The organism is Caulobacter sp. GW821-FHT10C03 (assembly GCF_059415485.1).
On record NZ_JBWKNI010000009.1, the window covers coordinates 121,167 to 142,137 of the forward strand.

Annotated in this window: 16 protein-coding genes; 6 read left to right on the plus strand and 10 right to left on the minus strand. The window is 69.8% G+C overall.

Going from position 1 to position 20,971, the window contains the following annotated elements; all coding sequences use genetic code 11:
* Window positions 1–36: 36 nt before the first annotated feature.
* Together AC07NG_RS13855 and mipZ are read right to left on the minus strand one after the other, a co-directional pair.
* Complete coding sequence (locus tag AC07NG_RS13855; protein ID WP_487289764.1) at window positions 37–468, minus strand: J domain-containing protein; 432 nt, start codon at window positions 466–468, stop codon at window positions 37–39.
* 27 nt (window positions 469–495) lie between these two features.
* Window positions 496–1,332, minus strand: a complete 837-nt coding sequence (gene mipZ / locus AC07NG_RS13860) for a division plane-positioning ATPase MipZ (protein WP_110119014.1) — start codon at window positions 1,330–1,332, stop codon at window positions 496–498.
* Between the two features lie 200 nt (window positions 1,333–1,532).
* Here mipZ and panC point away from each other — a divergent pair, with 200 nt between their 5' ends.
* From panC to AC07NG_RS13875, 3 genes are read left to right on the plus strand one after another with little or no spacing between them, the layout of a single operon-like run.
* Window positions 1,533–2,381, plus strand: coding sequence for a pantoate--beta-alanine ligase (gene panC / locus AC07NG_RS13865; protein WP_494594591.1), 849 nt, complete (start codon window positions 1,533–1,535; stop codon window positions 2,379–2,381).
* 22 nt (window positions 2,382–2,403) lie between these two features.
* Window positions 2,404–3,441, plus strand: a complete 1,038-nt coding sequence (locus tag AC07NG_RS13870; protein WP_494594593.1) for a helix-turn-helix domain-containing protein — start codon at window positions 2,404–2,406, stop codon at window positions 3,439–3,441.
* A 46-nt stretch (window positions 3,442–3,487) separates the two neighbouring features.
* Entirely contained in the window at window positions 3,488–4,210 is a 723-nt protein-coding gene (locus AC07NG_RS13875; protein ID WP_494594594.1) for a hypothetical protein, read from the plus strand.
* Between the two features lie 151 nt (window positions 4,211–4,361).
* Here the strand turns inward: AC07NG_RS13875 and AC07NG_RS13880 are convergent, their stop codons facing one another.
* Both AC07NG_RS13880 and AC07NG_RS13885 read right to left on the minus strand, forming a co-directional pair.
* Window positions 4,362–4,760, minus strand: a complete 399-nt coding sequence (locus AC07NG_RS13880) for a DUF1489 family protein (RefSeq protein ID WP_487289760.1) — start codon at window positions 4,758–4,760, stop codon at window positions 4,362–4,364.
* 214 nt (window positions 4,761–4,974) lie between these two features.
* Window positions 4,975–6,939 (minus strand): acetyl/propionyl/methylcrotonyl-CoA carboxylase subunit alpha, encoded by a 1,965-nt coding sequence (locus AC07NG_RS13885; protein WP_494594596.1) that lies wholly within the window; start codon window positions 6,937–6,939, stop codon window positions 4,975–4,977.
* A gap of 209 nt (window positions 6,940–7,148) precedes the next feature.
* Here AC07NG_RS13885 and AC07NG_RS13890 point away from each other — a divergent pair, with 209 nt between their 5' ends.
* Both AC07NG_RS13890 and AC07NG_RS13895 read left to right on the plus strand, forming a co-directional pair.
* Window positions 7,149–8,189: a glycoside hydrolase family 43 protein gene (locus AC07NG_RS13890; RefSeq protein WP_494594597.1), complete on the plus strand. Its 1,041-nt coding sequence runs from the start codon at window positions 7,149–7,151 to the stop codon at window positions 8,187–8,189.
* A 64-nt stretch (window positions 8,190–8,253) separates the two neighbouring features.
* On the plus strand, window positions 8,254–8,733 hold the full coding sequence (locus AC07NG_RS13895) for an isochorismatase family protein (RefSeq protein ID WP_494594599.1): 480 nt from the start codon (window positions 8,254–8,256) through the stop codon (window positions 8,731–8,733).
* Between the two features lie 3 nt (window positions 8,734–8,736).
* On the opposite strand, the gene AC07NG_RS13900 is transcribed toward AC07NG_RS13895, so the two are convergent.
* A complete protein-coding gene (locus tag AC07NG_RS13900; protein WP_494594600.1) occupies window positions 8,737–9,666 on the minus strand; it encodes a formylglycine-generating enzyme family protein in 930 nt (309 codons plus the stop codon).
* Entirely contained in the window at window positions 9,663–11,450 is a 1,788-nt protein-coding gene (locus tag AC07NG_RS13905) for an arylsulfatase (RefSeq protein ID WP_494594602.1), read from the minus strand. The genes AC07NG_RS13900 and AC07NG_RS13905 overlap by 4 nt, the downstream gene beginning before the upstream one ends.
* A 286-nt stretch (window positions 11,451–11,736) precedes the next feature.
* Here AC07NG_RS13905 and AC07NG_RS13910 point away from each other — a divergent pair, with 286 nt between their 5' ends.
* Window positions 11,737–14,112: a TonB-dependent receptor gene (locus AC07NG_RS13910; RefSeq protein ID WP_494594604.1), complete on the plus strand. Its 2,376-nt coding sequence runs from the start codon at window positions 11,737–11,739 to the stop codon at window positions 14,110–14,112.
* Window positions 14,113–14,153: 41 nt separating this feature from the next.
* On the opposite strand, the gene AC07NG_RS13915 is transcribed toward AC07NG_RS13910, so the two are convergent.
* From AC07NG_RS13915 to AC07NG_RS13930, 4 genes are all read right to left on the minus strand, one after another.
* Complete coding sequence (locus AC07NG_RS13915; protein ID WP_494594605.1) at window positions 14,154–16,184, minus strand: alpha/beta hydrolase family protein; 2,031 nt, start codon at window positions 16,182–16,184, stop codon at window positions 14,154–14,156.
* A gap of 63 nt (window positions 16,185–16,247) precedes the next feature.
* Complete coding sequence (locus tag AC07NG_RS13920) at window positions 16,248–19,364, minus strand: TonB-dependent receptor domain-containing protein (RefSeq protein ID WP_494594607.1); 3,117 nt, start codon at window positions 19,362–19,364, stop codon at window positions 16,248–16,250.
* Window positions 19,365–19,469: 105 nt separating this feature from the next.
* Window positions 19,470–20,414: a FecR family protein gene (locus AC07NG_RS13925; protein ID WP_492857232.1), complete on the minus strand. Its 945-nt coding sequence runs from the start codon at window positions 20,412–20,414 to the stop codon at window positions 19,470–19,472.
* Window positions 20,411–20,884: an RNA polymerase sigma factor gene (locus AC07NG_RS13930; protein ID WP_487289748.1), complete on the minus strand. Its 474-nt coding sequence runs from the start codon at window positions 20,882–20,884 to the stop codon at window positions 20,411–20,413. The genes AC07NG_RS13925 and AC07NG_RS13930 overlap by 4 nt, the downstream gene beginning before the upstream one ends.
* Window positions 20,885–20,971 lie beyond the last annotated feature (87 nt).

The following is a 20,971-nucleotide window of genomic DNA, read 5'->3' on the forward strand; positions in this document are numbered from 1 at the left end:
CGGTGATGCGTGCGCAGAGGTCTGGGCGCCGAGGCCTCACCGCCCCTTGAGCAGCCGGTCCCGCGCCGCGTTGAGCTGCGCCGCCAGCCCCGCCGTGCCGCCCTTGTCGGGATGGGCCAGGCGGATCAGCCGGGCGTAGGCGGCCTGGATCTCTTCGGCGCCGGCCTGGGCGTCGACGCCCAGGATCGAGCGCGCCTCGCTCGCCGACAGCTGGGCCTTGCCCGGCTCGGCCACCTTGCGGATCACCGGACGCTGGCGGGCCGAGGTGGCGCACCACAGGCCCAGCACGCACAGGGCCAGGGTCGCCGGCCACTGGCTGCGTACGCCGGCATAGGCCGCCGCGGCGAAGGCGGCTGCCGAGGCCACGCCCGCGCCGACGCGCCAGCCCTCGCCGGCCAGCAGCGGCTTGCGCTTGCCCCACAGCAGCCAGGCGACGACCACGCCGCCGAGGATCAGATAGAAGAGCATCAGCGGTCCCGCCGCCGCCCCAATGACTTATTGGGCGGCGAGCAGAGTTTCGCCCGAGAACGCCGCCAGGCCAAGCGAGTGCATCAGCGCCCGCAGTTCCTGACGCGCGGCCAGGTGCTGCAGCGACACCGGCACCGGACGCACCTGGGTCGACAGGTCGGCGATGGTCAGGCCGAACGGGAACAGCTCGCGATAGATCACGCGATCGCGCAGGCCGGGGCCCATGCGGAAGCCGACCCGCTTGGCCAGGGCCGTCAGGCGGTCTTCCAGGCGCTTGCGGTTACGGGCCTCGGTGGTGGCCAGGCGGTTGCGCAGCACCACCCAGTCCAGCGGCTGGCGCTGGCCGGCCATGGCGCGGGCCTTGCGGGCCTCCCACACCGTCTGGGAATAGAGGCTGGGCTTCTGCAGCTCCATGGTCACCGGGTCGACGTGGCCCAGCATGTCGAAGTCGACGAAGCTGTCGTTCATCGGGGTGACGATCAGATCGGCCAGCCCATGGGCCATGCGCGTGATCTGGGTGTCGCCGCCAGGGGTGTCGATCAGCACGAAGTCGGCGACCTCGCGCGCGGCCAGGAAGGCCTTCTCGAACGCGGCGACCTGCTCGGCCTCCGACGCCGCGGCCAGGGCGATGTCGTTGTCGCTGAGACGGAAGGTCTGCGGCATCGGCAGCTTGATGTCGTTGCCGGCCAGCCAGGCCACGCGGTTCTCGCAGAACCGCATGCTGGTGCACTGGCGCAGGTCCAGATCCATGATCGCGACCCGGGCGCCGCCGTACAGCAGCGACGTCATCAGGTGCATGGCGATGGTCGACTTGCCGGCGCCGCCCTTTTCGTTGCCGACGACGATCACGCGCGTTTCGGCCATTGGCTTCATCCTTCGTTCCGCCCGACTCGGCGAATCTAACCAAAATCTTAACGCGCATGAAGCGCCCTGCACGCCATCAGCGTCAATCTTGTGGCGCCCGGCGTCCACAGACTCCGCGTCGCAGGTGGACCGACTGTCCCAGATCGGCCATAAGCCGCCCCGTCCGAACGCTTGTTTTTGCGTTGCAGCAGAGTTCCGCCATGACCCGCATCGTCCGCACCGTCGCCGAACTGCGCCAGCAAGTCCGCGCCTGGAAGGCCGCCGGCGAGCAGGTGGGTCTCATCCCGACCATGGGCGCGCTGCACGAAGGCCACCTGTCGCTGATCCGCCTGGCCCAGACCAAGGTGCAGCGCACCGTGGCCAGCGTCTTCGTCAATCCCAAGCAGTTCGCCCCGCACGAGGACTTCGACGCCTATCCGCGCGGCGAGGCCCGCGACGCCGAACTGCTGGAAACCGTCGGCTGCGACCTGCTGTTCGCGCCGGGCGGGGCCGAGATGTATCCGGAAGGCTTCGCGACCAGCATCAACCTGACCGGCGTGTCCGAGCCGCTGGAAGGCGCCGCCCGCCCGCAGTTCTTCGGCGGCGTCGCCACCGTGGTCACCAAGCTGCTGATCCAGGCGGAACCGGACATCGCCGTCTTCGGCGAGAAGGACTACCAGCAGCTCCAGGTTATCCGCCGCGTCACCCGCGACCTTGATTTGCCCGTCGAGATCGTCGGCGCCCCCACGGCCCGCGCCGAGGACGGCCTGGCCCTCTCCTCGCGCAACGCCTACCTGTCGCCCGAGGAACGCGCCGCCGCCGTCGCCCTGCCGAACGCCATGAAGGCCGCCATCGCCGCCGTCCAGGCTGGCGAACGCGTCGAGGCCGCCGAGGCCGCCGGCAAGGCGGCCCTGGCCGCCGCCGGCTTCCGCCAGGTCGACTATTTCGACTTCCGCGACGCCGACGACCTGTCGCGCCTGGGTCCGGACGCCCTTAACGGCGCCAAGGCCCGCCTGCTGGCCGCCGCCTGGCTGGGCAAGACCCGCCTGATCGACAACATGGCCGCCTAGCCGCCACCGGGGAGCTCCAGCCATGCTGCTCCTCGACCTCGTCCTGCGCGGCGGCGGCTCGGCGCTCCTGGCGCTGATCGCCCTCGTCCTGCTGCGCGACCGCAGAGAGTCTGGCCTCGCCCGCCTCGGCGCCGCCTTCGCCTGCGGCGTCATCGTGCACGTCTGGCGGACCGCGCCGGGCTTCTCGGCGCTCGATCCCCGGATCGCCATCCCGGTCATCGCCGTGACGACCGGCAACACCCTGCTGTTCTGGTTGCTGGCGCGGCGGACCTTCGACGACGGGTTCGACCTGCGCCCCTGGCACGGCGCCGCCTGGAGCCTGATCGTGCTGCTGCAGGTCGCCAACCAGCTGGGCGCGGGCTCCCAGGTTCTCGGTCCGCTGCTGACTATCCAGGCCCCGGCCTTCGCCGCCCTAGCGCTGATCCAGACCGTGCGCACCTGGCGCGACGACCTGATGGAGCGCCGACGCCGGCTGCGGGTGTTCGTCGTCCTGGCCTGCGCGGCCTACATCCTGGCCAGCGCCGTCCCCGACCTCGGCGGCGCGCGGCCCGACGCTCCCGGCCTTGGCAACCTCATGGGCGCGATCGCCTTGCTGGCCGCCAGCCTGGTCGTGGCGGCGGGCCTGCTGCGCCTCGCGCCCGAGAGCGAGCCCTCCAGGCCGCCCACCGCCCCGCACCTGTCCGACGCCGCCGAGGACGCCCTTCTGGGCCGGCTGCGCCGGGTGATGGACGAGGAGCGCCCGCATCGCGATGAGCGCCTCAACGTGGCCAAGCTGGCCGCGCGGCTGTCCGTGCCCGACTACCGCCTGCGCCGGCTGATCAACCAGCGGCTGGGCCACGCCAACTTCCAGGTCTTCGTCAACGGCTACCGGCTGGCCGAGGCCAAGGCCGCCCTGGCCGATCCCGGCCAGGCGCAGGTTCCGATCCTGACCATCGCCCTGGACGCCGGCTTCGGCTCGCTGACCCCGTTCAACCGCGCCTTCAAGGCGCAGACCGGCGTGACGCCCGGCGCCTATCGCAAGGCGGCGGCCGATCGGATTTCGAAATCCGACGAGCCATAGCCGCCGACCAATCCCTTCATCGCCGCCTCTTCCACCGGAGCCGACGATGACCACCGCCCCGGTCGACAAGCCGACCCTCTGCGCCGCCGCCGTGCTGGCCATGTGCGCGACCACCTTCAGCCACGAGGCCCTCGGCCACGCCGGCGCCTGCCTGGCCTCCGGCGCGGCGGTCGAGCATCTGAGCTCGGCGATCTTCCGATGCGCCCAGCCCTCGCCGCTGGTCGACGCGGCGGGACCGCTCGCCAACCTCGTCGTCGGGGCCCTGGCCTGGGCGGTGGCGAGCCGCGTCCGCACGCCCGCTCCGCGGCTGTTGCTGGTCCTGGTCGGCGCGTTCAGCTGGTTCTGGGAGGGCGGCTACGTGGTCAAGGCCATGCTTCTGCGGGACGGCGACCTCTATTTCGGCCTCGCTGGCGCCTTGGGGGCGGTTCCGGTCGCGGTGCGCGTTCTGGCGGCGACGATGGGGATCGGCCTCTATATCGCGACGCTGCGCCTGGCCCGTTCGATGCTCGGCGACGGAACGGCCAGGACGGCCTGGCTGGCGGCCACGCTCGCGGCCCTGCTGGCCGCCCTGGCGAGCACGCGCGACCTGGGTCTTGGCCTGCGCGACGCGGGCCTGGAGATCGGCCTGGCCTCGGCCCCGTTGATCTGGATCCGTGGAAACGCCGCGTCCCGGGGTCTCGCCCGAGACCGCGCGCTGATCGTCGCCGCGATCGTCGTCTTCGCGGCGTTCGTGCTGACCTTGGGCCGTGGGCTGCCCTGGCCCGGCTAGACCTTCACCGCCAGGGCGACCCCGACGGCGATCACCATCGCCAGGAACAGCAGACCCATGCCAAGCGCCACGTAAGCCAGCCGCATCTTCGCTCTCCTCGCAAGACCGAGGATCGAGCGTCGCACCCTTGGGTTGACGAGACGCTAAGCGCTCACCAGGCGCCGAGTTCGCGCAGCTGCCGCGCCAGTTCCGGCGGCATGTCGGCGGCCTCGCCCTCGGTCAGGTCCGGCGGGGCGTCTTCCGGCTTGAGATAGCGCCAGCCCTGGAAGGCCCGGCGCGGCTGGGGCGCGACGCGGACGATGTTAGGATCCACGGTCACTTCGCAACGCGCCGCCTGCCCCTCGCCCACAGTGTCGATGGCCAGGATGGTCTGGCGGCACAGCACCTGGCCCTTGAACACGCGGTAGAGCGAGCCGCCGTCGAGAATCTCGTCGATGCGCTTGGGCGTCATCCGGGTGTGCATCACCCACGGATGGCCTTCCTCGTGCCAGGCGAGAAGGTCGTCGATGGTGTCGCAGCCGACGACCAGCTTGATCATGTGCAGAGCCATGAGGCCGATGTAGCGCGTCGCGGTCGCGGCGCAAGCTCCGGCTTGGCTCCCTCTCCCCTTGCGGGAGAGGGTGGCCTCCCGAAGGGAGGTCGGGTGAGGGGTCTCTCAGACTGATCCGCCGCAGCAGCGGCTGAGCCGGGCGAGGCGGTTCTCTTTTGAGAGACCCCTCATCCGTCGGCTTTCGCCGACACCTTCTCCCGCAAGGGGAGAAGGATCAGGAAACCGCCTCCAGCCGCGCCAGCACCACGCCCTCGGCGACCTGCCCCCCGGCCACGGCCGACAGCTCGCCCACCACGCCGTCGAACGGCGCGGCCAGGGCGTGTTCCATCTTCATGGCCTCGAGCACCATCAGGGTCTGACCCTTGGTCACCGCCTGGCCGGCCGCGACCGCCACCGACACTACCTTGCCCGGCATCGGCGAGAGGATCGCCCCGTCCGACGCCGCGCCATGGGCGCCGCCGCCGACCTTGGGCGCAAAGTCGAACTCGCGCACGTCGCCGCCCTCGAACACATAGAGCGGATCGCGGCCGTAGACGCCGGGCAGCACGTCGACGTCGTCCAGCGCCCGACCGTCCTCGACGGTGATGTCCCAAGACCAGTCGTCGCCCGCGCCAGCCACCAGGCCGACCCGCAGCGGAACCTTGGCCCCGTCCACGGTCAGCGGCAGGGCCATGGCCGCGCGCGGGGCGTTCATGCGGAAGCCAAGCAGGCGCGAGGGCGCGCTGGCCCACGGATCGGCCTTGGGCTGGTCGGCGGCCATGAAGCCCTCCAGCCGCTGGCCGATCGCGGCCAGGGTCGGGGCGTCGCTGAACGTCCGCTCGGTCAGTTCCTCCAGCCGCGCGGCGATGAAGCCGGTGTCGATCGCGCCCTCGACGAAGTCGGGATGGCTGGCGCAGGCGACCAGGAAGGCGGCGTTGGTCTTCACGGGATAGACCTCGACCAGCTTGCAGGCCTCGGCCAGGCGATGGGCCGCGTCCTCGCGATCGACGCCGTGGGCGATCAGCTTGGCGATCATCGGATCGTAGAAGGCCGTGACCTCGCCGCCCTCCTCCACCGCGCTGTCGACCCGCACGTCGCCCTCCGGCAGGCGGAAGTGCTTCAGCGGACCGGTCGAGGGCAGGAAGCCGGTGGCGGGGTTCTCGGCGTAGAGGCGGGCCTCCATGGCCCAGCCCTGCAATTCGATCTCGTCCTGGGCCAGAGGCAGCGGCTCGCCGGAAGCGACCAGAAGCTGCCATTCGACCAGGTCCTGACCGGTGACCATCTCGGTGACCGGATGCTCGACCTGCAGGCGGGTGTTCATCTCCATGAACCAGATGCGATCGGCGCGCAGGCCCTCGCTGGCGTCGGCGATGAACTCCACCGTGCCGGCGCCGACATAGCCGACGGCCTTGGCCGCCAGCACCGCCGCGCCGCACACGGCCTCGCGGGTCTCCTCGTCCATGCCGGGGGCCGGAGCCTCCTCGATGACCTTCTGGTGGCGGCGCTGCAGCGAGCAGTCGCGCTCGAACAGGTGCACCACCTCGCCGAACTGGTCGCCGAACACCTGCACCTCGATGTGGCGCGGCCGGGTGACGTACTTCTCCAGCAGCACGCGGTCGTCGCCGAAGCTGGCGGCGGCCTCGCGGCGGCACGAACCCAGGGCCTCGGCGAAGTCCTCGGCGCGATCGACCTTGCGCATGCCCTTGCCGCCGCCGCCGGCCACGGCCTTGATCAGCACGGGAAAGCCGATGGCGGCCGCTTCCTTCGAAAGGCGCGCCTCGCTCTGGTCGTCGCCCAGATAGCCGGGCGTGGTCGGCACGCCAGCTTGGATCATGAGCTTCTTGGCGGCGTCCTTCAGGCCCATGGCGCGGATGGCCGACGGCGGCGGGCCGATCCAGACCAGGCCCGCGTCGATCACCGCCTGGGCGAAGTCGGCGTTCTCCGACAGGAAGCCATAGCCCGGATGGATCGCCTCGGCGCCGGTCTGGCGGGCGGCGGCCAGGATCTTCTCGGGGACGAGATAGCTTTCGCGAGCGGGCGAGCCGCCGATCAGGATGGCCATGTCGGCCTCCATCACGAACGGGGCGTGGGTGTCGGCCTCCGAGTGGACGGCGATGGTGCGCACGCCCATCTCGCGCGCGGTGCGGATGATCCGGCGCGCGATCTCGCCGCGATTGGCGATCAGGACCGACTCGATCAACGCATTCCTCCTCGGGACGAGGCTCTTTTCGGAGAGCCTCCATCGCATGTTTCGTTGTTGGCCGACGTTTATGCCCGAAAAGTCCGTCACACCAGCATGACCTTTGCCGAAGGCCGTACGTTCCACGCCAGCTTGCCCCCTGCCCTCGCCGTTGCAAAGCGCCGCGGGAACCCGGATCGTCCGATCGGTGAAGTCGCGTAGGAGCCTCGATGCCCGTCGATCATTCGCGCCGGGCCCTGGCCCTCGGCGCCGCCGCCCTGGCCATCGCGCCGGCGGCCAAGGCGCGGACCGCCCCCGCGCCGATGCTGCGTCTGCCGAACATGCCGCTGCACGACCCGTTCATGGTCGCCGACGAGCAGGCCGGGCTCTACCGGCTCTACACTTCGAACATCCCTCGCTTCAGCGGAACGCCGGGCCTGGGCACGATGATGTATGTCAGCCGCGACCTGCTGGACTGGGAGAAGCCGAAGACGGTGTTCACGGCTCCGACCGACGCCTGGTTCAAGGGCGGCGCCTGGGCGCCGGAGGTCCATTTCTGTAAGGGCCGCTGGTGGCTCTTCACCACCTTCCACGACGAGGCCGCCGCCCTGCCGCCGGTCGGCAAGCGCAGACCCTATCGGCGCGGCACGATCCTGGCGGTCGCCGACCGTCCCGAAGGTCCGTTCACCGCCGTGCGCGGCGGCGAGCCGGTCGCGCCCAAGGCGCTCATGACCCTGGACGGCACGCTCCACGTCACCCCCGACGGGCGTCCCTGGTACGTCTATTCGCGCGAGTGGCTGCAGGTCGGCGACGGGGCCATCGAGGCCCTGCCCCTGAGCGACGACCTCGCCGCCGCCGGCCCGCCGATCACCCTGTTCACCGCCAGCCAGGCGCCATGGGCCGACGGCAAGCGACAGCCCGAAGGCGATCTGGCCTATGTCACCGACGGCCCGCAGCTCTTCACGACCAAGACCGGCCAGTTGCTGATGCTGTGGTCCAGCTATGACCGGAACGGCTACGTCCAGTCCCAGGCCCGATCGACGACGGGCAGGATCGAAGGCCCGTGGGAGCAACTGCCGCCGCTCGTCCGCCACGACAGCGGCCACGGCATGCCGTTCCGCCGCTTCGATGGGCAGCTGATGATGATCGTCCACCGGCCGTTCAAGAACGCCCGCGGCAAGCTCTACGAGATGCGCGACGCGGGCGATCGGCTTGAGATCATCCGCCAACGGATCGATCTGGACGGGGATGCGGCGGAGGTGATCGGATAGCGGCGGACGACCGGTCGCCGCGGTCGCCGCTGGCCGGCGAGGGGCGAGACTGATAGAGCGCCCCATGAAACAAGCGCTCCTGATCATCGACGTTCAGCCCTGCTTCGAGCCGCCCACCTGGCAGGTGGAGCAGATTTCGCGACTGGCGCCGACCCTGTATTCGGTCGCGACCGTGGAGCGGCATGACGAGGCGGTGACGCCCTTCTGGGGGCAACTTGGGTGGAAGCCCGCCCCCGCCGACGACCCGCTCGTTCCCACCGACAAGGTGTTCGTGAAGCATGGCTATCTCCCGCCGCCCGCGCTGATCGACCACCTGAAGTCGATGGCGGTTGACCAGGTGCTGGTGTGCGGGATCCAGGCGGACACCTGCTGCCTGGCCGCCGGTTTCATGCTGTTCGACGCAGGCCTTCGCCCGACCCTGCTCAAGTGGCTGACGGTCGGCTCGTCGCTCGATCGCTCGGCCGGCTTGGGCGCGAACCTGTGGAAGCACCACTTCGGGAGCACGAGCGTCCTTTATGACGCCAGCGAACTTCGGAACGACTGACGCTCATGCCGCCCGGGCGTACGCCACCCGGAACCCCACGTGCGACGTCCCCAGCCCCTCCTCCTGCGCCTGCCAGGCGGCGGGGCGGAAGTTGGCGCAGTAGTTGAAGGCGCAGAGGAACGAGCCGCCCTTGATCAGGCGTTCGGGTCCGCCGCTCGCGGCGGCGCTCGACGTCCACTCCCAGGCGTTGCCGATCATGTCCACGAGGCCGAAGGCGTTAGCGGAAAAGCAGCCGACGGGCGCCAGGCCCGTGAAGTGGTCTTCGTTGCTCTGGGCCAGCGGGAACTCGCCCTGCCAGGTGTTGGCGGTCGGCTTGCCGTCGTCGTCATAGGCCCAGGCCTGGGGCGAACGCGGGCCGGACTGGGCGCCGCGCGCCGCACGTTCCCATTCGGCTTCGGTCGGCAGGCGACCGCCGGCCCAGCGGGCGTAGGCCTGGGCGTCGTCATAGGTCACGTGCACCACCGGCTCGTCGGCATGGGCCAGGTCGTCGGCCCCGCCGCCGTGCGGATGACGCCAGTTGGCCCGGCGCACCAGCTTCCACCACTGGGCCGCGTCGTCGCCGGACAGATGCTCGGGCTGGACGAACACCGCCGAGGCCCCCTCCCGCTCGGCCTGGGTGACATGGCCCGTGGCGTCGACGAAGGCGGCGAACTGGCGGTTGGTCACCTCGTGGCGGTCGATCCAGAAACCCTCGACGGCCACGGCCTTGCCCGGCTTGCCCGGACCATCCTCGCCCAGCGCCACGGCGCCGGCGGGAACGAAGGCGCGGCCTTCCCTGTCCTCGCCCTTGCGGGCATGGCAGGCACCGGGGGCGGCGGCGCGTATGGCCGCCACCTCGACGCCCGCCGGATCGGCGACCGTGAAGCCGCTCGTCGCCAGGCCGGCGACGAGGGCTCCAGCGGCGACCGCCCAGGAAAGGCCGCGCCGGCTCATTTGCCGCTGGTCTTGGCGGGCGCGGCGGCGCCTCCAGCGGCCGGCGGGGCCGGCGGCAGCACCACGCCGTTGTCGGCGGCGTAGCGGTTCCAGGCCTCGACCAGTTCCTTCAGCTTCTCGGGCTGGCTGGCGGCCAGGTCGACGGCTTCGGCCGGGTCGCTCTTCAGGTTGAAGAGCTGCCAGTTGGCCGGCAGCACCGCTTCGCGCGAATAGGCCGCCCCGCCCGGGGCCGTGGGCAGATAGACCGCCTTCCAGTCGCCGCGACGCACCGCCCGGCGGAAGAACAGCTCCCAGGCCACGGTGTCCTGCGGGCCGCGCACCGAGGCGTCGGGGCTGGCCAGGGCCTGGACCCACGAATGACCGATGGCCGGGGCGACGGCACGGCCGCGATAGGTCTCCGGACGCTTCACGCCCGCCAGTTCCAGCACCGTGGCCTCGACGTCGGTGACGTGGGCCAGGGAGTCGACGATGCGGCCAGCGCCCTTGACGCCGGGGCCCTCGACGATGGCCGGCGTGTGGATGCCGCCCTCGGTCGAATAGCCCTTCACCAGCCGCGTCGGCGACGTCGCCGCCTGGGCCCAGCCGGGGCCGTAGCCGACGTGCGAGCTGGCGCGGCCCAGGTTGTCGAAGCTGTTGTCGACCTTCAGCGCCGCCAGCTTGGCCGGATCGAAGACCGCCCGCACGGTGTCGATACGGCTGCCCTCGGCGCCGTTGTCCGACAGGAAGACGATGATGGTGTTGTCGTACTGGCCCGTCTCCTTCAGGGCCGCGACCACCTTGCCGACGTTCTGGTCGAGGCGATCGACCATGGCCGCGTAGATCTCCATCTTCCGCGCCTCGACCTTCTGCTGCTCGGGAGTGAGCGAGCTCCAGGCCGGCACGTCGACGAACGGATGCGGCTTGGCGTCCTTGGCCACCAGGCCTAGCGCCTTCAGCTTGGCCAGCCGCTGCTCGCGCAGGGCCTCGTAGCCCGCGTCGTAGCGGCCCTTGTACTTGGCGATGGTCTCGGGCGGGGCCTGCAGCGGCCAGTGCGGCTCGGTGAAGGTCAGGTAGCCGAAGAACGGCCGGCCGTCCTTGGCGCCGTCGCGGACATACTGGGCCATCCGGTCGCCGTAGAAGTCGGCCGAGAACACGCCCTTGGGATAAGTCACGACCTTGCCGTCCTCGCGGAAGGTCGAGGCCGCGCCGGCGGCCGCATAGGCCTCGTTCTGGTCCTCGCCATAGTGGTTCTGCAGGCCTTGCAGCAGGGCGTAGGAGCGCTCGAAGCCGCGCGCGGTCGGCGACTGGTCGTCGGTCAAACCGAGGTGCCACTTGCCGGCCATCACCGTGCGGTAGCCGGCGTCGCGCAGCAGTTCGGCCACGGTCACCGAGCGGTCGTTGAGATAGCCCTCGTAGCCGGGCTGGCCCTTCTGGCCGGGGGTCAGGATCTCGGCCATCGAGCCCAGGCCGACCTGGTGATTGTCCGAGCCGGTCAGCAGCATCGAGCGGGTCGGCGAGCAGGTGGCGGCGGTGTGGAAGCCCGACAGGCGCACGCCGGCCTTGGCCAGGGCGTCGAGGTTCGGCGTCTCGATCTCGCCGCCGAACGCGCCCAGATCAGAATAGCCCAAGTCGTCGGCCACGATGATCAAGAAGTTCGGTCGCTTCTCCACGCTGCGCGTCGCGGCCGGAGCCGTCGGTTCGGCGGCGTTGGCGAGGCCGCCCGCAAGACCTCCAGCCAGGCAGGTCGCGGCGATCATGGCGCCGGCCAGGAGCCGTCCGCGCAGGGTGTTTCGATAGGTCTTCATGACGCTTTCCCTCAGCTTTCCCTTTCCCCTAAGGCCTCCCTGCTCGGAGGCGCTTACGACAATTTCGAAACGCACCGTTGAGAATTTCTGCAATGCCGATCGGAGTAGTTGGGATTTAAAGCTCCCTCCGCACCGCAACGACGACGCATCGGCGAAGGGCCCGCCGAGGCGTCAAGGACCGTCGTTCTTATGCGGTTGTTCTTGCTGTTTATGGGGGCTCCACAACATGTCGGGCGCGCAACATTCTTATCGCCAGGCGAATACTCGCCTCGACCACAACCACGGCGTGACACTGCGTCGCCTGGCCCTGGCCGCCGCGTCCTGCGCGGCCCTGATGGCCGGCGCGCCCGCCTTCGCCGCGGAGACGCCCGCCGAGCCCACCGCGACGCCTGACGACGCCGTCGGCCTGGAGTCGGTGGTCGTCACCGCCCGCCGCCGCGAGGAAGACGCCCAGACCGTGCCGGTCGCGGTTTCCGCCTTCGGCGGCGCGCAACTGGAAAAAGCCCGCGCCTACAATGTCCGCGACCTGCAGCAGCTCTCGCCGAGCCTCAGCGTCAGCGTCACCAACCCGCGCAACACCAGCATCAACATCCGGGGCCTGGGCAACAACGTCTCGGTCTACAACGACGGCCTGCAGTCGGCGGTCGGCGTCTATCTGGACCAGGTCTATCTGGGCCGTCCGGGCCAGGCGGTGTTCGATCTGGCCGACCTCGACTCCGTGCAGGTGCTGCGCGGCCCGCAGGGCACGCTGTTCGGCAAGAACACCTCGGCCGGCGCCCTGGTGATCTCGACCAAGGAGCCGAAGTTCACGCCCGAGTTCGCGGCCGACGTCACCGGCGGCAACTACAACTACTTCCAGGCCCACCTGGCGCTCGCCGGTCCGATCGTCGAAGACAAGCTGGCCTTCCGCGTCGCCCTCGCCAACACCCAGCGCGACGGCTACATGACCAACGTCTATGACGGCTCCAAGACCCAGGACTATCACGACTTCGGCGGCCGCGTTCAGTTCCTGCTGACCCCGAACGAGAAGCTGGAGATCAAGCTGTCGGGCGACTACGGCCAGCAATATTCCAACACCGCCGCCAGCGTGCTGACCGGCCTGCTGACCACCTACGCCGACGACGGCACGGCCTATCCGAACGGCTATCTGGCCCGCGCGGCCCGCATCGGCTTCACGCCGCCGGCCATCGATCCGGAAGCCCGCCAGGTCTCGGTCAACACCAAGAACAGCTATTTCGAGACCCACGGCGGCGTCTCGGCGATCGCCGACTACAGCCTCGACAACGCCACCATCACCTCGGTCACCGCCTGGCGCGGCTGGCACTGGCGTCCGCACAACGACGCCGACGGCACCACCCTGTCGGCGATCATCGACGCCCACCAGGACAACGACCAGCAGCAGTTCAGCCAGGAACTGCGCATCCGCTCGGAAGGCGACCGCAAGCTCGACTACGTGGCCGGCCTTTATTACTTCTGGCAGGACCTCGAGGCCGAGGCCGTCAACTACTACGGCCCCTACGCGGCCGACTGGCTGCTGGCCCCGGCGGCGGCCTCGGCCACCGTGCGCGCCGCGGCGCTGAACAACTACTCGATCATCAGCCACTCCAGCCCCGAGACCACCAGCGCGGCGGCCTTCGCTCAGGGCACCTGGCACGTCACCGACCGGTTCGATATCACCGGCGGCCTGCGCTACACCTACGAGAAGATGACCGGCTGGTTCGACCAGACCGCTTCGGGCGCCAGCCTCTCGGGCCTGACCACGGCCGAACAGGCCACGGCGCTGGCCCTGCGCGCCCGCTTCGGCGCGGCCAACAGCTTCTCGTCCAAGACCTCGGGCGACAGCCTGACCGGCAACGTCACCCTGGCCTACACCTTCGACAACGGTCCGCTGGTCTATGCGACCTATGCCAGAGGGTACAAGGCTGGCGGCCTGAACCTGTCGAACATCAACACCTCCGGCGCCAACGCCGTCGATCCGGTCATCGATCCTGAGACCATCGACAGCTACGAGGCCGGCCTGAAGAGCACCTGGTTCGACCGCCACCTGACCGCCAACCTCGCCCTGTTCTGGACCGAGGACGAGGGCTACCAGACCACCGCCGTCAACCTGATCAACAACATCAGCTATCTGACCAACGCTGGCAGCGTCCGCAGCCGCGGCGTGGAAGTCGATGTGCGGGCCGCGCCGATCGAGGGCCTGACCCTCTACGGCTCGACCACCTACAACGACGCCAGCTACACCAGCTACGAGCAGGCCGCCTGCCCGATCGAGGTCCACCTGACGACCTATTGCGACCTCACCGGCCGCCGCCTGCCGGGCGTGTCGCTGTGGGCCGTGTCGACCGGCGGCGAATACCGCCGTCCGGCCGGGACCTGGCGTGGGAACGGGCTGGAGGCCTATGCCGGCTACGACGCCAACTACCGCTCGGCCTACTACACCACCGCCGCGGACTCCGAATATTCCAAGATCCCGGGCTACACCCTTCTGAACCTGCGCGCCGGCATCGGCTCGGAAGACGGCCGCTGGGACCTGCAGGTCTGGGGCCGCAACGTCTTCGACAAGCTCTACTACCTGTCGCTGGCGGCGGCGAACACCGGGGCCGTCACCGGCACGCTGGGCGACCCGCGCACCTTCGGCGTCACCCTGCGGGTGCGTCGCTAGAACCAAAAACGGCGGGGGCCCTGGCCCCCGCCGTTTCCATTTCAGGGCTCGCCGGCCTCGTCGCTCTCACCGCCCGGCGGGGCGCTCCAGACGTAGTCCTGGCCCAGCACGCGCTTGCTGAACCAGTCCATCTGCACGTTCACCTGGAACAGCCGGTGGCGCAGTTCGCGGAAGTTATGCGGCTCGCGCGGGGCCAGGTAGAGCTCGCTCTCCACGCCCAGGGCCCGCAGCGCCCGGTTCAGCATCACCGACTGGGTCCACGGCACCCGCTCGTCCTCGGCGCCGGCCAGGATCAGGGTCGGGGTCTTGACCTTGTCCAGCTGACTGAGCGGCGAATTGTCCGTGTACAGATCCCGTCGCGCGGTGGAGCCGTAAGGCGGCGTCACGAACCACTCGGTGCGCTGCCAGCGGTTGTCCGACGTCAGGTACATCGACGGCCAGTCCACCGCCCCCGCGCCCGAGGCCGCGGCCTTGAAGCGGTCGGTGACGGTGATCAGGCGGTTGGTCATGTGGCCGCCCGCGCTCCAGCCCATCACGCCCAGGCGATCCGGATCGGCCAGGCCTTTGGCCACCAGGTTGTCGACGCCCGACAGCACGTCCTTGTCGGCGTGGCGGAAATAGCCGGCGTTCATCCCCTGCAGGAATTCGTCGCCATAGCCGGTGCCGCCCCGGTAGTTGACGCTCAGGGTCATCACGCCCTTGGCCGCCAGCAGCGGGTTGAACCGGCCATAGGCGAAGATGTTGAACACGTCCGAAGAGCGCGGCCCGCCGTGGCTCTGCACGATCAGCGGGTAGCGGCGGCCCGGCTGGTAGTCGAGCGGATAGGTGACGAGGCCCTCCAGCGCCTGGCCGTCGGGCGCGGTCCACTGGACCGCCTCCTGCTTCGGCAGGCGGAAGCGCTGCGCGATGTCGTCGTTCAGGTGGGTCACCTGCACCGGCGCCGGCTTGGCCGGGTCGATGCGGAACACCTCGCCCGGCGAGGTCGCCGAGGCCTTGAAATAGACTACCGTCTTGCCGTCGCGGGTCTGGGTGACGTCGCCGGCGGCGTGGTCGCCGCGGGCCAGCGGGCGCACGGTCTCGCTTTTGACGTCGACGGCGAACAGCTCGCGCCGCACGCCGGTGGTGGCGGTGATGTAGATCTCGCGGCCGTCGGCCGACCAGGCCGCGTCCTCGATCTCGTAGGGCAGGCCGTGGGCCAGCTCGCGCGGCGCGCCGCCGGCCAGCGGCGCGACGAACAGGTTCGGATTGACCGTGCCGTAGCGGCCGTTCTCGGCCGTGGCCAGGAACAGAACCGAGCGGCCGTCGGGCGACAGGCGCGGCGTGCTTTCCTGGAAGTCGTTGTCGGTCAGGCGACGGTCGGGCCCCTGCCCTGTCTTCACCCACAACTCGGATTTCGGATTGTCGTCCAGCAGGTGCGAGGGCGCGCGGCGGTAGAGGATGGTCTTGCCGTCGGCCGACAGGTCGTAGGCCTCGACCTCGAAGTCGCCCTCGACCACCGGCTCGGCCTTGCCGTCGGCGAGGGTGATCCGCCACAGCCGACCGCGCGCCTGCGGCGTCTCGAAGGCGACCATGTCATCCTTCTCGCGCTTGCGCTTGGCCACCGGCTTGGGATCCGGCGCGTCGGCCAGGAAGTAGATCGCCGAGCCGTCCGGCGACCAGCGCAGGTCCGACGGGCTGGTGCGTAGCTTGCCGATACGGCGCGGCTCGCCGCCATCGATCGGCGACAGATAGATCTGCCGGCCGCTGTCGCCGTCGCGCTTGGCGGTGAAGGCGAAGCGCTTGCCGTCCGGCGCCCAGGTCGCGCCCGAGGCCGGTCCCTCGACCATCCGCCGGGGATCCGAACCGTCCAGGCCCACGCGCCACAGGTCGTCCTGCACGGCGTTGGCCTTCCAGTCGACGCGGCCGACCGAATAGAGCACGAACCGCCCGTCGGGCGAGACCTTGGGATCGGAGAGCTTCTCGAGGCCCACGAGGTCGGTGGCGGTCATGACGCGCGGGGCGGCCCAGCCGTGCGAGGCCACGGACGCGAGCAGGCTTCCGGCGGCCAGGGCCGCCAGGCGGAAACGAAACATCGAAAAGCTCCGGAAATGAAATCGCCGGCGCCCCGAAGGGCGCCGGCGAGGAAGACGTCGCGCTTAGAACGCGACCTGCAGGCCCAGGGTGTAGGCCCGGCCGGTCACGCCGTAGACGGCGTTGTAGTTGTAGTCGTTGCCGTACACCGTGCCGCTGGGCAGGAACGGGCCCTGGTTGTCGAACACGTTCTTGATCGTGCCGAACACGCGCAGGTCCTTGTTCTTCGGATCCGGGAAGAACTTCACCGACACGTCATGGCGCCAGAAAGCGTCGACGTGCAGGTACAGCGGGTCGGTCACGCCGGCTGCCGCGAAGGCGGCCGCCAGGTCGTTGTCGTCCACGGCCTTGCCGATGTAGTTGGTCGTCCACTGCAGGTTCCAGTGGCGGCCGCGCCAGGCCAGGCTGGCCATGCCCTCGTTCTTCGAGGTGCCGACTTCGCCCAGGTCGTTGTCGACGATCGTGCCGTCGATGCCCTGGTAGCGGCTCTCCAGCTTCAGGCGCCGGCTGTAGTTGGCGCGGAAGGTGAAGTCGCCCGGCACGCTCCAGCGCTCCAGGTCGAAGCGGTAGCGCAGGGCCACGTCGACGCCGCTGGCGCGCAGGTCGTCCAGGTTTTCCGTGAGGTTCAGGATCTTGGTGATCTGGCCCTCGGCGTCACGGCTGATGACGTTGCAGAAGCGGTTATCCGTGCCGCTCGTCGACTGATAGCACTCGGCCAGCAGTTGGCTGTTCGACAGCGACGAGATCGCGTCGGCCACCTTGATGTCGTAGTAGTCGACGCTCAGGTTGAAGCCGCGCAGGAACGTCGGCTGGAGCACGAAGCCGATCGTCAGGGTGTCGGCGGTCTCTTCCTTCAGGTCGACGTTGCCGCCGTTGGGCGAGTTGACGCTGGTGACTTCCGAGTTGAACACGCCCTCGGCCGCGATGGCCGCGGCGATGCCGGGGTTGGCCCGGCAGTTCTGGGCCACGGTGCCGGTCGAGGAGGCGGTCACGCCGGTGCAGGGGTCGGCGACCGAGTCATAGTCGTCGCGGGGCGGCGAATAGAGCTCGGTGGTGTCGGGCGCGCGCTGGGCCCGGCTCCAGGCGGTGCGGAAGCGCAGGCCCGAGACCGGCGCCCATTGCAGGCCGCCGCGATAGCTGACCGTCGTGCCGACGTTCTCCAGATTGTAGTGGGCGACGCGCACGGCGCCGTCGACTTCCAGACGCTTGATCAGCGGCAGATCCTTCACCAGCGGCACCGAGGCTTCCATGAAGGCTTCCTTGGCCTTCACCACCCCGGTGTACTCGGGGATGTAGGCGAAGTTGGTCAGGCCGTTCTGGGTCAGCTCGTCGGTGGTGGTGCGGGTCTTGTCGCGACGCAGCTCGAAGCCGAACGCGGTCTCGACCGGACCGGCCGGCAGCTGGAACAGCTCGCCGGTCATGTAACCTTCGACCGTGTCCTGGCGGTTCTGCGGGCGATACCAGATGTCGGCGCGGATGTAGTCGGCCGCCGCGGCGCTGATCGAGCCGATGCCGAACAGGTTCAGCGGCACGCAGCCGTTGGCGCGGGCCGTGGCGTCCTTGCACTGGATCTGGCCGGTCGTGGTGTTGAGCTCGGCGTTCAGCGCGTTCTTCACATTGGCCATGTTCAGGCCGTTCTTGCGCAGCTGATAGCCGTCGAACTCGCCGTAGCCGTAGGTCACGGCCCAGTCCCAGTCGCCGAACGCCTTGCCCTCGGCGCCGGCCCAGCCGCGCAGGGTGGTGCGACGGTTGTAGATCTCAAGCTCGCCGACCTCGGTCATGCGGCGGCGGAAGCTGATCGACGAGGTCGAGGACGAATAGATCGCCGACGGCACGTACGGGTTGGCCCGGGCGATGTTGCCGATCGTGTACTCGTCGTTGACGCCGTAGGTGGTCGAGCTGCTCAGGGCGTAGGGCTCGCGCACCGAGTTGGTGGTCACGCGCGAGGCCTGGAACTGGCCCCAGATCTTGATGTCGGACGTGACGTCGTAGGTGATCTTGGCCGCTGCCGACGAGCGCTTGGCCGGGGTGATCAGGGTGCCGTTCTTGCGGGTCTCGTAGCCGTTCACCGCGGTGACGAAGTTCTTCTGCAGGCCGCCTTCATCATAATAGAAGCTGCTGCTGCGGAAGCGGCCGCCCGGGGTGTAGGTCGACAGGTCCGGACCCGAAACGGTGTTGGTGTCGGCGTCGTAGGCCACCGACTGGGTCGCCCAGCTGCGGTCGGTCGCGTTCAGGGCGTCCTGCTTCTCGTAGGTGCCGCCGACCATGACGAACAGCTTGTCGTCGAAGAAGCGCTTGCCGGCGACCGCCGAGTATTCGAGGGAGCTGCCGCCGCCGTCGTCGGTGACGCCGGCCACGGCGCGGGCCTTCACGCCGTCCATCTTGCTGGTGGTGATGATGTTGACGACGCCCGAGATGGCGTCCGAGCCATAGACGGCCGAGGCGCCGCCGGTGCTGATCTCGACGCGGTCGACAAAGAACTCCGGAATGGAGCTCAGGCTGACGGCGTTCTTGTTGCCGGCGTTGGACACCGTGCGGTGGCCGTCGATCAGGGTCAGGGTGCGGTTCTGGCCCAGCGAGCGCAGGCTGACGGTCGACAGGCCGTTGTCCTGCACCGCCGACTGGCTGGTCGACAGGTTGACGCCGATGTCGACGCCCGGCAGGTCGGTCAGGGCTTCGGCCAGATCGGTGTAGCCGCTTTCTAGCAGCTCTTCGCGCTCGATGTCGACCACCGGCGAGGGGCTGTCGAAGGTGGTGCGACGCAGGCGCGAGCCGGTCACCACGACCTCTTCAACCTGGACAGCAGGGCCTTGATCTACGGCTTCGAACGAGGCCGGCTGGACGGTGGCGACCGGGGCTGCGCCCGGCTGGCGCACGATCAGCGCGCCCGAACCATCCTCGACCACTTCCAGGCCGGCCGAGCCGGCCATGCGACGGGCCGCCTCGATCGGGGTGTAGCGGCCGACCACGGCGCCGGCGCGACGCCCGGCCACGGCCTTGGGCGAGAACAGGATGTTGGTGCCGGTTTCCTTGCCAAGCTCGCGCAGCGCCTTGTCCAGCGGCTGAGCCTGCACGTCCACGGCCACGGCCTGGCCGAAGGCCGCCCCGGCCGCCAGCAGCACGCCCACGGCCGCCGATCCGGCCAGCATTCGGCGCAGCCGGCCGTCGTTCCCCATCGTCATGAAAATCTAGTCCCCTCTCAGCCCGACATGTTCGGGCTCTAGAGGCCTGACGACGGCGGTCGATTTTTCCTCAGCAACTTTTTTCGGGGCCGCGAAACGACGCGTTCATGCCCCGCCGCGCGGCTCGATCAGCAGTCCGCCAGCGCTGGTCTGGACCTTCAGGTCGAGCAGGGTCGCCACCGAACGGGCGAAGGCCTCGTTGTCGCCGGCCTTGTAGACGCCGCTGATCCGCAGATCCTCGAGGCCCGGCTCCGAGAGCACGATGCGGCGACGGCTGTAGCGGTTCATCTCGGCGATGGCGGCGGCCAGGGTCTGGTCGTCGAACACCGCCTGGCCGAAGCGCCAGGCCGTGGCGGCCTGGACGTCGGCGGTCTCGCGGCGAGGCGCGCCCTCCCCGGCCATCACGATCCGCTGCCCGGCGGCGGCGGTCAGGCGGCTGGAGGGCTGGCCGGCGTCCATCACCAGCACCTGGCCCTCGACCGCCGTCACCGCCACGGCGGAATCGTTCAGCGACACGTCGAAGGCGTCGCCGCCCTCGCCGACGATCTCGCGGCCCTCGGCGGTGACCACGAACGGCTTCACCGGATCGGTCGCGGCGCGGAAGAAGGCGCGCCCGCGCACCAGGGTCGCCTTGCGCTTGCGGCCGCCCAGGTGGACCCGGATGCGGCTGTCGGCGTCGAGCAGGATCGAGGTACCGTCGTCGAGATGCAGGGTGCGGGTCTCGCCGATGCCGGTGGCGTAGACCTCCGGCGCCAGGGCCAGCCAGCCGATCCCGACCGCGCCGACGCCCACGCCGGCCAGCACCGCGCGGCGCGCCATCGACGGCGCGCGGCGGCGGGTGGAGGCGGCGATCTCGGGATCGTGCTTGAGGGCGCCGGCCAGTTCCCAGGTCGCCGTCAGGGCGTCGAAGCTGGAGCGGTGATCCTCGGAACGGCTCAGCCAGAGCTTGAACTCGGCCTCGTCGGCCGGGCCGCGCGCGTCGCTGCGCAGGCGGGCCAGCCAGTCGGCCGCCTCCTTGCGTACAGCGTCGAGATCGCGCGCTGGGCTCACCACTTCTCGGTCCATCCGGTCAGGAACAGGGCCGCCTTGGCCACGTGCTTTTCCACGGCGCTGACGGTGATCCCGAGGCGCTCTGCGATCTCCCGATACTTCAGCCCCTCCAGTCGGTGAAGCAAAAAGACTTCGCGTGTCCGCGGACTGAGACGCGCCAGGCCCAGTTTCAGCCGCGCCAGGCGCTCGCGGGCCCTCAGAACCTCGTCCTGCAGCGGATTGGCGTCGGCCAGGGCGTTCTCGACGAAATCCAGGCCCTCCTCCGGCCGCCGCGCCCTCTGGCGGCGCTCGTCGATGGCCAGGTTCACCGCCGCCCGGGCGACGAAGGCCTCGGGGTTGTGCAGCGCGTTGGCCCGCCGGTATTCCAGCATCCGCAGCATGGCCGACTGGACCACGTCTTCCGCGCCGGCGGGGTCGCGCGTGATGCGCGTGATGCGGCGCACCAGCCCGCGCCAGCCCTCGTCCTTCACACCGATCGCCCCTGCCCGCCCTCGATGGCGCGCTTCTTTGCTGTCGGCGCGCGCCTCGTCAACGGCTAGCTCTGCAAGCCCGGGACC

What these genes read in the sequence shown, in the direction of transcription:
- AC07NG_RS13855 (WP_487289764.1), bottom strand. Translation starts at nt 468, where the DNA reads ATGCTCTTCTATCTGATCCTCGGCGGCGTGGTCGTCGCCTGGCTGCTG.
- mipZ (WP_110119014.1), bottom strand. Translation starts at nt 1,332, where the DNA reads ATGGCCGAAACGCGCGTGATCGTCGTCGGCAACGAAAAGGGCGGCGCC.
- panC (WP_494594591.1), top strand. Translation starts at nt 1,533, where the DNA reads ATGACCCGCATCGTCCGCACCGTCGCCGAACTGCGCCAGCAAGTCCGC.
- AC07NG_RS13870 (WP_494594593.1), top strand. Translation starts at nt 2,404, where the DNA reads ATGCTGCTCCTCGACCTCGTCCTGCGCGGCGGCGGCTCGGCGCTCCTG.
- AC07NG_RS13875 (WP_494594594.1), top strand. Translation starts at nt 3,488, where the DNA reads ATGACCACCGCCCCGGTCGACAAGCCGACCCTCTGCGCCGCCGCCGTG.
- AC07NG_RS13880 (WP_487289760.1), bottom strand. Translation starts at nt 4,760, where the DNA reads ATGGCTCTGCACATGATCAAGCTGGTCGTCGGCTGCGACACCATCGAC.
- AC07NG_RS13890 (WP_494594597.1), top strand. Translation starts at nt 7,149, where the DNA reads ATGCCCGTCGATCATTCGCGCCGGGCCCTGGCCCTCGGCGCCGCCGCC.
- AC07NG_RS13895 (WP_494594599.1), top strand. Translation starts at nt 8,254, where the DNA reads ATGAAACAAGCGCTCCTGATCATCGACGTTCAGCCCTGCTTCGAGCCG.
- AC07NG_RS13900 (WP_494594600.1), bottom strand. Translation starts at nt 9,666, where the DNA reads ATGAGCCGGCGCGGCCTTTCCTGGGCGGTCGCCGCTGGAGCCCTCGTC.
- AC07NG_RS13905 (WP_494594602.1), bottom strand. Translation starts at nt 11,450, where the DNA reads ATGAAGACCTATCGAAACACCCTGCGCGGACGGCTCCTGGCCGGCGCC.
- AC07NG_RS13915 (WP_494594605.1), bottom strand. Translation starts at nt 16,184, where the DNA reads ATGTTTCGTTTCCGCCTGGCGGCCCTGGCCGCCGGAAGCCTGCTCGCG.
- AC07NG_RS13920 (WP_494594607.1), bottom strand. Translation starts at nt 19,364, where the DNA reads ATGACGATGGGGAACGACGGCCGGCTGCGCCGAATGCTGGCCGGATCG.